Source organism: Thiococcus pfennigii (assembly GCF_016583835.1).
In the GTDB taxonomy this organism is placed as follows: domain Bacteria; phylum Pseudomonadota; class Gammaproteobacteria; order Chromatiales; family Chromatiaceae; genus Thiococcus; species Thiococcus pfennigii.
On sequence record NZ_NRRW01000017.1, the window covers coordinates 1 to 12,554 of the forward strand.

Sequence of the window (12,554 nt, forward strand, 5' to 3'; positions counted from 1 at the left end):
TCACCGAGGCGGCCTGCAAGACCCTGGTCAAGCAACGGCTCTGCGCCTCCGGCATGCGCTGGAAGAACAAAGGCGCGAAGATCGTCCTCAGCCTGCGCGCCCTCACCCACACCGCCGGGCGGTGGACACAGTTCTGGCAGAAGATCGATCAGTTCGGGGCTCAATGCGCCGGCTGAGCACATTATGCGGAGGCCGCACCCATGCGAGACCTGATCCCAGCTACCGTGACCCCAGCCCCCGTTGGGTGGGCGAGAAGAGACCGTTCCCATCGAGAGAGGTGCGAAAGACTTATGCGTCATCGGTTGGGCTGGCGCCTGATAGGCGCAGTGCTTGGCAGTGCCTGGCTGGCGGCGGGTGTTGCCGCGGTTGACTGGGAGAAGGCGGACGAAGAACAGGCGAAGGCCGAGGCGAACTACGTCGAGGAACGGGCCAAAGCGGAGGCCAAGGCCATCGAAGAACATGAGAGGGCGCGAGCGAAATGGATCGAGGAGCGTGCCAAGGGCCAGCCAAAGTGGATCGAGGAGCGCGAGAAGGCCCGCGCCAAGGCGATCGAAGAGCGCGGCAAGGCAGAGGCCAAATGGATCGAGGAAGAGGGCAACGCCCGCGCCAAGGCCATCGAGGAGGGCTACTAGCGGAGCAAGAGTAAGATGGTTTTGTCCCCCGAGCCTCGGCTCAGGGCGGCTAATCGAGGCTGTCCAACTGCGGCGATTTCTGGGGGCGCCAGTGGGGGCGCCAAGGTCTCGTATCGTAGCAGCGCGCCTCTGCCGAGCACCGTGCCGTCCGGGTCGATGCCATGGCGGCAGGAGCCAGGGGTCAATCGATTCCGGGAAGAGAGATCCGCCTCGTCGTGCCGCCTGAACGGTTCGTCGCAGGCATCGGAGATGGAAAAGCTGAAACTGAGCCCGGGTTCTTTTCCCCCAGCGCCCGCCAGATTGGGTGGGCGCGGACTGAAATTCAGGTCAGGCGGGATGCGCTTGGCTTCCGCACCCTACGGCCCATGTCCGGCAGGGGAGAAATGCTACGATGCGAGACCTGACCCCTGCGCCTGTGTGACCCCTGCGCCTATGCCTGCGCCTGCTCTCGCGCATCCTGACCCCCGCATCCCGCACCGAGTAACGTCTGTTGTTGCGAGGAGAACGTCCTTCCTGGTGAGATTGTCCTGTGCCCGCACAACGTCAGTCAGGTGTGCAATGTGAGACCCGACCCCGGCGGCGCCCCTCCTCGTTGATCAGCTAACGTACTAGCTAACCGGCGCGCCGCTTATCGGCGCGTCCGAGTTGAGCCCCTTGTTGGGCGTAGCTATCCGCGCGAGAACGTACTTACGGAGCAACGCAGCCATTTCATGGACAGGCAAATCCTTCTCTGAAAATGGTTCGCCATGAAAGATTGAATCTCGGAGTTCCTTCAGCTTGCAAAAATCAGAGTAGTTCTTCTCGGCCTCAGCATCCTCGATGCTCGGGAACAGAACTGCCGTCACGGCTATGAATTTATCCGTTAGCCGGTATTTGTCTTTCATCACACCTTTGATACGTGCAAGAAAGCGTTCACGTAACGTCGGTTGATGTGCATTAGTGAATGGAGAGAGGAAGGCCTGTTCGTATACTCTTTTAATGAAAATTTTGAGAAAATTTCCTCTTAAAACATTCTGTTTCGGCAAACCTGCCAGAGAGCATTTAGAGGCACAATACACTCATCATGTATAATTGTGATTTTTCTGCAGCCGAACTACGCGGAATTCGCCGCCATCGTTACCACCACCCGGATCCAGTCGTGCGTAAGCGGATGACGATTCTGTGGTATAAAAGCCAGGGCTTACCGCATCAAGAAATCGCCAAGCTGAGTGATGCGGCGCCGAATACCGTGACAGCGACGATTCGGACCTATACAGAAAAAGGGCTAACGGCCTTGGTGGAACGGAACTTCCACTGTCCCGCGAGTCAACTCGATCCGTATCGCTCGGAGCTTGCAGCCTATTTCGCTGCGCATCCGCCGCGGACATTGAAAGAAGCCGCCGCCGAGATCGAGCGGCTGACGGGTTTGTCTTTCACGCTCCCGCATGTGCGTAACTTCCTCCTCTCGCTTGGCCTTAGCCGAAAAAAACAGGAAGCGTTCCAGGACAGATGGATGATAAGAAGCGAGAAGAGCAAAAATCATTTATTTGCAATCGGTTAGAGTCAAACCTCGAGGAGGCAAAACAAGGTAAAAAGCACGTATACTTCGTCGATGCGGCACACTTTGTGTTGCAACCTTTCCTCGGCTTCCTGTGGTGCTTTCAGCGCTATTTTGTCTACTCTGCATCAGGACGACAGCGCTTCAATGTACTTGGAGCCCTCAATGCGATCACACATGAAGTGGTGACGATCACCAATGATTCTTACATTAATGCACTAAGCTTCTGCGACCTGCTAAGAAAATTAGCAGCAAAGCATGCTGGCGAGGCCATTACATTGTTTCTGGACAATGCGCGCTATCAAAAATGCGAAGTTGTCACGGCGCTTGCCGAGCAACTCAAAATTGAACTGATCTATCTTCCTTCATACTCGCCAAACCTCAATTTGATTGAGAGACTTTGGCGGCATGTCAAGCAGGAAGTCTTGTATTCCCGCTATTATGACTCGTTCCCCAAATTCAAAGCGGCCATCATGGCCTGCGTTGATGCCACAACATCACAAGAGAAAAAGTCGCGGAGAACCCTTTTTTCGCCCAAGTTTCAAATTATAAGAAAATCGCAGATATTGCATTAATGGGGTATAACTTTTGAAGGACTTCGCGATCAGAATTTCAAGCGCAGCCCAGCCCGACAGAAATGCTTTCAATCGATCAGTGCCGTAATCAGACATTTGAGAAAAAAGTCGTTCGACAGAATCGAGATCATTCTCCTGATTCAATGCTACGTAGCGGATACCAATCCGCGCAGCCGCTTCATTAGAAAGGGGAGTGGATACGGAGGTTTCAGCACTCATTGAGAAAGAAATGCTGTAAATGGGTTTTCCCGCGTCGTTAAGCAAGTGCGTTCCGTCGGCCGTAACCATTTAGCCCCCCCCCCGCTTCGGACGGCCTGCCGGGGGTTGGGCGTGCTGTCAGATAGCGGGCGCTGGTAGGGGCGGTGCCGGCAACCCTTGGCGTCGTTGGCCGATGACCTCAGCGATGTACGGCCAAGGAGAGACGCCACGCTTGCGGCAGGTCTCGATGACGCTGGCCAGCAGGGCGAAGGCGCGGGTGCCCTGCGCAGTGCGGGTGCCCATGCCGATGCGCCGGGCGATCACCCAGTGGCGCAGGGCGCGCTCGGCTTCGTTGTTACTCAACGGCAGCTCGGGATGATCAAGTACCACCCAGAAGGTATCCCAGTCATTGAGGAGCTCGCGGGCCAGTGCCCGGGTTTTCTCGTGCGGGCAATCCGCCAGGCGCAGGCAATGCTGGAGCAGCCCGTTGAGTAGCGGTGCATGCGATTCGCGCAGTCCAACCGGCGGGGGCGCGCCGCGGGCCTCGTAGACGGCTTGCATGACGGTGGTGATGACATCGAGCACGTGGCGACCGAGTTCGCAGCCCTGCGCCGCGAAGCCCTCCTCCAAGGCGCGGGCCTTGCGGATGATGTGGGGCAGGCAGCGCAGGCGCTGATCGAGCTCCCGGTAGGCCCAATAGCCGTCGCTCATCAGCCAGTTGCCAAAGCCCTCGCCGAGCACCCGCTGGACCATCTCGCGCGTGCGCCGTCCGACGATGAACAAGGTGGCAGTGGCGCAGGTGAACACCCACAGCCACAGGAGCTTGCCATGCTCCTTCCAGCTGGTCTCGTCGGCATACAGCAGCTCGACATTGCGCACCGTCGCGAGGATCTCCTGCTCGACCACGGGCTCGAGCGCGCGGGCGGCCTCATGGACGCACTGGTTGATCAGCGCCGTGGACAATGACAGGCCCAGCCAGTCGCTCAAGAATTCGCGCACCTTCGCGCGTGACAGACGCATGCGCTGGGTCAGCGCACAGATGAAGGCCACCAGTGTCGGTCCCGCGAGGTGCCATTCGCTCAGCTTGACCGTCCAGGCGGCCTCCTCGTCGCAGCGCCCAGGCAATGCCCGGCTCCAATGCCCGCAGGGGCAAAGCATCTCCCAGTAAATGTGCTTGGTGTGCTGCACCACCAGGCCACTGCCGCCAGCGGCGGCAGGCACCAGATCCAGCATGTAGCGGGCGTTGTGGGGCCGATGCGCGTGAGACGCCTCCTCCAGAGGGCGTCCGCATCGGGCACAGCCGTGCGGCGCGTGGACCTGCTCGGCATCGATCGGAAGTGCTTGGGTGCGGCTGTGCCCCGGTGCGCCCTTGCGTCGACCCGGGCGCGCGGCGTCCTGCTTCGCTGCCTTGTTCGCCGGCGTGCTCCGGGATGGCTTCTCCTGGCACTGCGCACCCGGCTCTCCCGCCGGTTTCGTCTCGTGCTCGCCCGCAGCAGAAGCCACCGGCGTCTCGTCCTGCTCCTGTGTCTGCTCCCACGGTGCCCGTGTGCTCGGCGGCCGCGAGCTGTTGCGCGAATTCTGCGCCAGCTTCTCGCGTGCCGCCTTCAGGTCCGCCAACGCCTTGCCCAGCAACGCCTGCGCCTGCTCCGGCGTGAGCTTCGCCAGGGCCGCCTCGTCAAGTTATCTGAGATCGTGGTCGCTGAGGTGCATTGCCGGGGCGCCGCAGAGGCGCAAATCCAACCTTGCGCGCTATCCTCGCACACCCAATCAGATTTGTCCTGCAAACTGCTGATCCTTCCCGAGCGGCAAGTTTCCGGTCCATCCGGGGTGGGGGGCTAAACGGTTACCGTCGGCCAGATAAGCAAAGCGCGATGGCGCCTCACTTTCGAAAGCAACGGCAACTTTCATGGCTTCGATGTCAGCTTGGTGTAGCTGCCTCACTCGGTTCTTCTCGATTGCATCGAAAGTGACAATAAAAGTGTCGTGCTCGCGGAGTGGCTCCTTGACCGAGGCTTCGATCTTCCCGTGCGCCTGAAAGAGAAGAACTGCCTGCGCACCAGCCTTCTTCTTGCGCTCTGCCTTGATTTCCTCAACCTCTGAAGCGAGTACAGTTTGAAAGTCCGCTGGTCCCCGTTGGCCCACTATGCCCTTCAGCATCAGGCGGCCAACTGCGGAGGCCTCATAAATTTTTGCGAGGAGAGTGTCGGGATCTCGAGTCAACGTGAACCGAGCGCTTTCTGAGCTCGCCAGCTCAATTGGTAGAGAATCTTCCCGGAGAGTTATTCCTCCGACCACTGCCCAAGCCGCTGTGTACGTGTATCTCATCAATCGTTAGACGCCCAAAGTTGACTAGACTGTGGCCTATGCCTTGCGTGCTGCACTGCAGACAGACTGGCGCGATATTTGATCTCTACAATGTCGACCAGGAAGGCAACAAGCTCGCTCAATGCCATTAGGTTAAGTTCTACCGGCATCGCTTTTAGTTGGGTAGGTGCCGGGGTCTCGCATCATTGCATTCCGCCCCGCCAGCCTGTTTCGGGGCAGTTCTTGCGTCGCTGCATTCCGCCCCTCACGATGCGCCCCACGGTTGCCGACTGCCTGGGGAAGCTGGCGGCGATCCGAATGAGTTGCGCCTGATACAGTTCTTCGGCAAAGCACAGGGAGCAGTGTCTTGCGGCTTGCTCGCAACGATCAAGTCGTACCGCATAAGTCCCTGGGGGCACATCGTTGGTCTTGTCCGCAAGGCGCGACTGGCGGCCCCGGGCCGTTTGCCGATCCGGAGGAGGGCGGCGGAGTCGATCGCCCTCGTTGGTGAGCCGCTTAGACAAAAGCCGCGAGTGGTGCTCACGGTCCGCCACCAGCGACCGGGCGCCTCCAGGACGAGCCGATGCATTCGACTTCGGGAGGGGCCGACTCACGCGCGATGCTGCCAGTAGTCGGGAGCCCGGTGAAGGTTCATCACCGCCAGGATCAGGATGCCGTCGCGTACTTCGCTGTACAAGACACCGTAGGGAAAGCGCTTGACGAGTGATCTTCGAACGTCGCCGCCGAGGATGGGCCACGCCTTCGGGAAGTCGACGACGCGCTGGATGGTCTCGTACACTTCAATCGCAAAATCGTAGCCAAGGCCGGACTCGATGGATTCGTAATAGTCGATCGAGAGGTTCAGCTCGGCTTCCGCTTCGGGATGGAAGCGATAGCTCATCGCTTGAAACGCTTCCGGATGCGGTCGAACACCGCCTCTCCAGGGACGGCATCGACCTTGCCCGCGCGCAGCTCAGACAGCCGACGTTTGGCCGCGGTCGCCCAATGGGCATCGATCTCCGACTGCGGCGGATTCAGACTCCGGAGCAACGAGTCCACCAGCAAGGCACGTTCCTCGACGGGCAAGTCGATCGCGTGTTCGATCAGCTCTTTTGTGTTCATCGATCATCACCTCGAAGCGGGTAGCTGGCGTCCGGTCTCCAAATCACGCGAAGTGTCCACGTCCACGTCAAGCCCGCTTCCTCATTGAGCGTTCGCGGGATGGCGCGGCCCGCGCATCCTGATCGATTGCCATCCGTTGGCGGGGCCACCGTTGGCGGGGCCAGATCTCACCGTTGGCGGGGCCAGATCTCACCGTTGGCGGGGCCAGATCTCGCATCGTTGCACTCCACGATGCGCCGCACCGTCGCCAAGTGTATGCCGAAATCGCCGGCTACTTTAAGGAATCGAGCCGACCACCTCTCCTCCCATCGGGCACGCAGCGGGACGGCTCGGCCCTATGCCGGCGGAGACGAACGGCGAAGAGATCCGGTTCCCATAGCGTTGCGCCCTTCAGAGCCAACCGCGTCGACGGATTTCGGCATGCATACGGTCGGCGGCGTCGAGCAACAGTGGGACGCTTTCGTGACCGGTCTGTAGGGCGTCGGCGAGCACGACAGGATCCTCGATGTACGCGTGGATCATCTGATTACGGAGTCTGCGGACGGTCATCCATGCGTCGGCGGACGACAGCAGGCCCAAGCGCTCGGCCCGATCCAGGTTGTCGATGGCCGCTCCGACCCGCTCGCCCAATGCCCGCAATAGCTCGGGGAGAAGCTTATCGCCGAGCGTGTCCTGCAAACGTCCGAATCGGCTGACGAAGGCGTCGACGCGCTCGGCGAGGTCGGGCTGGTGCGCCAGTTGGGCCACGGCCTCAGTTGGGCCACGGCCTCGGCGGTGAAGGGTCGCTGGAATAGACGATGGTCGGTGGTCTGCAAGTGTTTCATTTCCCTCTGCGTGACCCGCACGAGGAAGCGCAGCCGTTGAAGGGCATCGGGAACCGGAGTCACAGCGGAACACCCTCGCGATCAGCGACATCGTGAATCGGCAGGCGCCGAAGCCCGGGGGCACTGACCAGGACGTCGACGCGGCGGCCATCCATCGCGCGGGACACCCGTGCAGACAGGGCCGCGGCGAGTCGCGCTGGATGGTCGATCGGCTCGTCGATCGCGATCAGCAGATCCAGGTCACCACCGCGAACGTCGCCTTTTAGCCGAGAGCCGAATACCCGGACGAGCGCGCGCGGTCCGAAGACCTCGTGCACGGCCTGGCGAATCTGTTGTTGCTGGATTGGAGTGAGGCGCATTGGTGGCCGGTGAAGTCACGCAATTGGTGGGTATGGCGAGTGAAGATCGGTGCCAAGCATTTCTCGGCTCGCGAGGTCAGGGGCCGCGGGTCCATTCCTGGCTTTGGCGGGTCCCACGGCGGAGATTGGGGTCGTGCACGCCAAAATAATCGGCGATGTCGTTGAATGAATCGAGGCCGATGTCGGGTTACGGCGCGCGCGAGCCTGTCCTTTCGCAGCGACCGCTGTGCCGGCGCGCCTAACCCGGTATCTACGGGCCGTGCCGAGCTTCGCCGGGACCGAGGTCGGGTTAGCCCCTCGGGGCGTAACCCGACGGCCGGCTTCTCGGCGATCGCCTGCCCCGATCGCCCGCGAGCGGGCTCCTACCGGCGCAGGCGAAGGCTGCGGGGTGCGCCTTTGCCCGTCTGCATGCTCGCGTCGATCGGAACGGACCCGTCTTGCTTGGGGCTTCTGCCCGACCGCTCGTCACAGCCGTTTGAAATAGACCTGCGAGCGGCGCTGGTAGTTGTAGAGGGCCTGTTTGGCCATCGGCAGGTCGGCGAGGTCGGCGGGTTCGAAGCCGCGCTCGCGGAACCAGTGGGCGGTCTGGGTCGTGAGCACGAAGAGGCGCTCGATGCCCAGCGCGCGGGCCTGTCGCTCGATGCGCTCGAGCAGCTTTTCGCCGCGCCCGCCGCGTTGGTAGTCCTCGTGCATCGCGAGGCAGGCGAGTTCGGCCATGCGGTCGTCCGGGTAGGGGTAGAGGGCGGCGCAGCCGATGATCATGCCGTCGCGCTCCAGGACGGAGAAGCGGTCGATCTCGGTCTCGAGGCGCTCCCGGGAGCGGCGCACGAGGACGCCGAGCGCCTCGAGGGGGTGGAGCAGTTCGAGGATGCCGGCGACGTCGTCGATGCGGGCGGCACGGAGGTCTTCGAAGGGCTCGGCAGTGATCAGGGTGCCGCTGCCGTCGCGGGTGAAGAGCTCGCGCAGCAGGGCGCCGTTCTGGCGGCGGCTGAGGATGTGCACGCGCCGAATGCCGCGCCGGCAGGCCTCGGCGGCGGCGCGTAGCGCGCCGGCCAGGTCTTCGGGCAGCGGCGCCGGGCCGGCGAGGCGGGCGTCGACCTCGGAGACGAGCAGGTGCGGGACGAGCCGCCCCGCGGCGTCGGTGACGCCGGGCTCCTCGGTGAGGAAGATGAGCTTGTCGGCCTCCAGCGCGATGGCCGCCGAGCGGGCGACGTCGGCGGCGCTCAGGTTGAAGACCTCGCCGGTCGGGGAGTAGCCGATCGGCGGCAGCAGGGCGACGGCGCCGCTGTCGAGGCGCTGGCGCAGTGCCTGGCGGTCGACGCGCCGCACGGCGCCCGTGTAGCGGTAGTCGACGCCGTCGAGGACGCCGAGCGGGCGGGCCGTGACGAAGTTGCCCGAGGCGACCGGGATGCGCACGCCCTGCATCGGCGAGTTGGCCAGTCCGAGCGAGAGCAGGGCCTCGATCTCGATGCGGGCGACGCCCGCGGCCTCCTTGACGCAGGCGAGCGCCTCGTCGTCTGTGACGCGCAGGCCGTTGACATAGCGCAGCTCGATGCCGTGCCGCGCGAGGCGCTGCTCGATCTGCGGCCGTGCGCCGTGGACCAGGACGAGGCGAATGCCGAGGCCGTGCAGCAGCGCCAGATCGTGGATCAGCACCGGGAAGTCGGGCGCGGCGACCGCCTCGCCGCCGAAGGCGATGACGAAGGTGCGGCCGCGATGGGTATGTACGTAAGGCGTGGACTGGCGCATCCAGTCCACGAACGGGTCGGTGTCGGTCGCGGGGCGGACCGTCGCGGGCGGCTCGTCGGCCATCGGGGTGCCCTTGCGGTTCAGTCCAGGCCGAGCTTGTTCAGCCGGTAGCGCAGCGAGCGCAGCGTCATGCCGAGCCTCTTGGCCGCCGCGGTGCGGTTCCAGCGGGTCTCCTCCAGCGCCTGGAGGATCGCCTTCTTCTCGATCTCGCCGAGGTAGTCCTCGAGCGGCAGGTCGCTCTGCGTGGGATTGGTGGCCGTCGGCGTCGGCGTCGCACCCTGGGGCAGGTAGACCTCGTCGGCGCCGATCAGGTCACCGTCGCACAGCGCCGCGGCCCGTTCGAGGATGTTCTCCAGTTCGCGGACATTGCCCGGGAAGCGGTGGCCGACCAGTTTCTTTAGGGCGCCGTCGCTGAGCTTGAGGCTGTCGTGGCCGGTCTGCTTGGCGATGCGCCCGAGGATACGGGTGGCGAGCAGCGGGATGTCCTCGGGCCGCTCGCGCAGGGCCGGCATCCGCAGCTCGATGACGTTGATCCGGTAGAAGAGGTCTTGGCGGAAGGCGCCCTTGTCGACCTCGGCGTTCAGGTCGCGGTGGCTCGCGCTGATGATGCGCGCGTCGACTGGCACCTCCTGCTGGGCGCCGACGGGGCGGACGCTCTTCTCCTGGATTGCGCGCAGGAGCTTGACCTGGGCCGGCAGCGGCAGGTCAGCGACCTCGTCGAGGAACAGGGTGCCGCCCTCGGCCGCCTGGAAGAGGCCCTGTTTGTCGCCGACGGCCCCGGTGAAGCTGCCCTTCTTGTGGCCGAACAGCTCGCTCTCGACGAGCTCCTGGGGGATTGCGCCGCAGTTGACGGGGACGAAGGGGCCATCGCGGCGCGGCCCTTCGGCGTGGATCAGCCGCGCCGCGACCTCCTTGCCGGTGCCGCTCTCGCCGGTGATGAAGACCGGCGCCTGGTTGCGCGCGATCTTGCCGATCATGCGGCGGATCTCGCGCATCGGCCGGGAGTTGCCGAGCAGTTGCCCGGAGATCTGGTCACCTTCGCCTTCGCCGCTCGGGGTCGTCTCGCGCAGCCGCAGTGCCGACTCGACGAGGCGGCGCAGCACTTGGAGGTCGACGGGCTTGGAGACGAAGTCGAAGGCGCCGGCCTTCATCGCCGCGACGGCCGATTCCATGTTGCCATGGGCCGTGATCATCGCCGCGGGCAGGTCCGGATAGTGTTCGCTGATGTGCGCGACCAGTTCGATGCCGTTGCCGTCGGGCAGCTGCATGTCGGTCAGGCACAGGTCGAAGCGCTCGCGCGCGAGCAATTGCCTGGCCTCCCGGAGGTCCGCCGCCGTGTGCGCGTTGACGCCCATCCGCGCCAGCGTGATCCGGATCAGGTCGAGGATGTCCGGTTCGTCGTCGACGACGAGGGCTTGTGCTTTGGTCATGCGTTCTCCGACGCTCCTGGCTCAGGTCTGGAAGGTCAGGCGAAAACAGCATCCATGCGGCTGCCGGGCAATATACTCCAGCAGGACGCCATTGGTCTCGGCCAGCTCGCGGGCGATGTAGAGCCCGAGTCCGGTGCCGCTGGCACTGGTCGTGTAGAAGGGATTGAAGATCTCCTGCGCCTTGTCCGGGGCGATTCCGGGGCCGTTGTCGAGGACCTCGATGCGCGTGGTGCCGCGGCGGCGCTCGACCTGGATCTCGACGAACGGCGCGCGCTCGCCGTGGGTCCCGTGCTTGAGGGCATTTTCGCACAGGTTCACGATGATCTGGCGCAGGTGGCGCGCGTCGACGGTCACCACCGATTCGGTATCGGCGCGTTGGCGCAGCGCGACCGTCTGCGGGCCGACGCCGTGGCTCGCGCGGAAGTCCTCGCAGAGTTCGCGCAGCCAGGGGCCGAGGTCGATCGCCTCGGGCTGGGGCTGACGGCGGCGCGAGAGCTGCAGGATGCTCTGGATGATCTCCTCGATGCGCTCGCCGTTGCGCCGAACGATGTCGAGCAGGTGACGGTCGTCGGCCGCGAGCTGCGGCGATTCGGCCAGGAGTTGGGCCGCGTGCGAGATGGCGCTCAGGGGATTGCGGATGTTGTGCGCGATGCTCGCGGTCAGGGTCCCGAGCGAGGCGAGCTTGATCTGCTGGGCCTCCTTCGTGAGTTCCTGCTGGTCCTCGAGGAAGATCACGACGCCGCTGGCGCGGCGCTCGCCGAGCCATTGCAGGCTCGGGCGCAGCTCTCGGTGGCCGGCCAGGATGGTCGCCGTTGGGCGCTGGAGGGATTTCCTCGAGACCTCGACCGAGTGGTCGAGCCAGGCAGCGAGTTGCGGCGCGATCGCGGCCAGCCGGGCGCCGGGATGGACATCGTTTTGGCCGAGCAGTTGCTTGGCGGCGATGTTCAGCATCTGGACCTGGCGCTCGCCGTCGACGATCAGGATGCCCGTCGTCATGCTCTGGATGATGAAGGCGTTGAGTTTTGCGAGGTCCGCGATATCGACCTTGCGCCGGGCCGCCAGCCATTCGGCGGCGCGGATGCGCCGATACAGGACCTGCGCGAGCAAGGCCACGGTGAAGAAGGTGACGCCGAGGAGCCCGGCCTGCGTGTAGTGGGGGCTCGCGAGGTCGTGGTAGAACTGACTGAAGGTCGCCTCGCCGATGACGGCGATCGCGGCCAGCGACGCGAAGAACAGCGACAGTCGGCCCTCCATGAGCAACGCGCCGGCGGCGACGGAGATCGCCAGCAGCAGGCCGAGGCCGCTATCGACACCGCCGGCGGCGTGCATCAGCAGCGTGAAGACGACGATGTCGACGGTGATCGTCAGTTGCAGCTGACGCTCCGGACCGGGCCATCGCCGGATCAGGCCGACGGCGCCGACGAGGAGCATCAGCGCGTAGACCGGCAGGACGATCCAGACCAGCGGGGCCTGCTCCGTGCCCTGCGCGGGCAGCGCCCCGTGGACCGAGAAGACCGACGTGAGGCTGACCGCGAGCAGCAGCCGGAAGAGGAATAGCCAGCGCAGTACGGTCCAATTCGGGTAGGGCTCGGGCTCCGAGGGGAGGGCCCCGCGGTCGGACGCGGCGATACCATGCGGGAGGAGGTCGTTCACGATCGGTGGCACCTGCGCTGGTCGGTTCCGAAGGGCGAGCCTTGGCGGGGAAAGTTACTTGAAGGGGCGCGTACTTGGCAAAGTGCGGGGCGATCCACGGCGATCTCATGGTGTCGCGGTGGGCCGTGCCTCGGGCCGATCGTCGGGCTGTCGCCGTCGGTCGCATCTGCT

The 12,554-nt window shown here is 64.0% G+C and carries 11 protein-coding genes and 2 pseudogenes; 3 read left to right on the plus strand and 10 right to left on the minus strand.

Features of this window, described 5'->3' with window-relative positions:
* Both CKO41_RS07800 and CKO41_RS07805 read left to right on the plus strand, forming a co-directional pair.
* Positions 1-176: pseudogene (locus tag CKO41_RS07800) on the plus strand (ISKra4 family transposase); the annotation flags it as partial.
* A gap of 114 nt (positions 177-290) precedes the next feature.
* Complete coding sequence (locus CKO41_RS07805) at positions 291-632, plus strand: hypothetical protein (protein WP_200381751.1); 342 nt, start codon at positions 291-293, stop codon at positions 630-632.
* A gap of 608 nt (positions 633-1,240) precedes the next feature.
* Here the strand turns inward: CKO41_RS07805 and CKO41_RS07810 are convergent.
* Positions 1,241-1,657 (minus strand): hypothetical protein, encoded by a 417-nt coding sequence (locus CKO41_RS07810; protein ID WP_207143876.1) that lies wholly within the window; start codon positions 1,655-1,657, stop codon positions 1,241-1,243.
* A 38-nt stretch (positions 1,658-1,695) separates the two neighbouring features.
* On the opposite strand from CKO41_RS07810, the pseudogene CKO41_RS07815 reads away from it, so the two are divergent.
* A pseudogene (locus tag CKO41_RS07815) lies at positions 1,696-2,744 on the plus strand (IS630 family transposase).
* A 336-nt stretch (positions 2,745-3,080) separates the two neighbouring features.
* Here the strand turns inward: CKO41_RS07815 and tnpC are convergent.
* The 9 genes from tnpC to CKO41_RS07860 form a co-directional block, all read right to left on the minus strand.
* The gene (gene tnpC / locus CKO41_RS07820; protein ID WP_242464095.1) at positions 3,081-4,574 is read right to left on the minus strand and encodes an IS66 family transposase; all 1,494 of its coding nucleotides are present in this window, start codon (positions 4,572-4,574) and stop codon (positions 3,081-3,083) included.
* A 135-nt stretch (positions 4,575-4,709) separates the two neighbouring features.
* Positions 4,710-5,099 (minus strand): hypothetical protein, encoded by a 390-nt coding sequence (locus CKO41_RS07825; protein ID WP_200381753.1) that lies wholly within the window; start codon positions 5,097-5,099, stop codon positions 4,710-4,712.
* Positions 5,100-5,856: 757 nt separating this feature from the next.
* Positions 5,857-6,147, minus strand: coding sequence for a type II toxin-antitoxin system RelE/ParE family toxin (locus CKO41_RS07830; protein WP_200381754.1), 291 nt, complete (start codon positions 6,145-6,147; stop codon positions 5,857-5,859).
* Positions 6,144-6,368 (minus strand): addiction module protein, encoded by a 225-nt coding sequence (locus CKO41_RS07835; RefSeq protein ID WP_200381755.1) that lies wholly within the window; start codon positions 6,366-6,368, stop codon positions 6,144-6,146. Before CKO41_RS07835 ends, CKO41_RS07830 begins: the two co-directional genes overlap by 4 nt.
* 390 nt (positions 6,369-6,758) lie before the next feature.
* Positions 6,759-7,115 (minus strand): hypothetical protein, encoded by a 357-nt coding sequence (locus tag CKO41_RS07840; RefSeq protein WP_242464098.1) that lies wholly within the window; start codon positions 7,113-7,115, stop codon positions 6,759-6,761.
* Positions 7,116-7,251: 136 nt separating this feature from the next.
* Complete coding sequence (locus CKO41_RS07845; RefSeq protein WP_200381756.1) at positions 7,252-7,551, minus strand: nucleotidyltransferase domain-containing protein; 300 nt, start codon at positions 7,549-7,551, stop codon at positions 7,252-7,254.
* 465 nt (positions 7,552-8,016) lie between these two features.
* Entirely contained in the window at positions 8,017-9,363 is a 1,347-nt protein-coding gene (gene argA / locus CKO41_RS07850; RefSeq protein ID WP_200381757.1) for an amino-acid N-acetyltransferase, read from the minus strand.
* 17 nt (positions 9,364-9,380) lie between these two features.
* On the minus strand, positions 9,381-10,730 hold the full coding sequence (locus CKO41_RS07855; protein WP_200381758.1) for a sigma-54-dependent transcriptional regulator: 1,350 nt from the start codon (positions 10,728-10,730) through the stop codon (positions 9,381-9,383).
* Between the two features lie 21 nt (positions 10,731-10,751).
* Positions 10,752-12,383, minus strand: a complete 1,632-nt coding sequence (locus CKO41_RS07860) for a sensor histidine kinase (RefSeq protein ID WP_338115552.1) — start codon at positions 12,381-12,383, stop codon at positions 10,752-10,754.
* Positions 12,384-12,554: the final 171 nt, after the last annotated feature.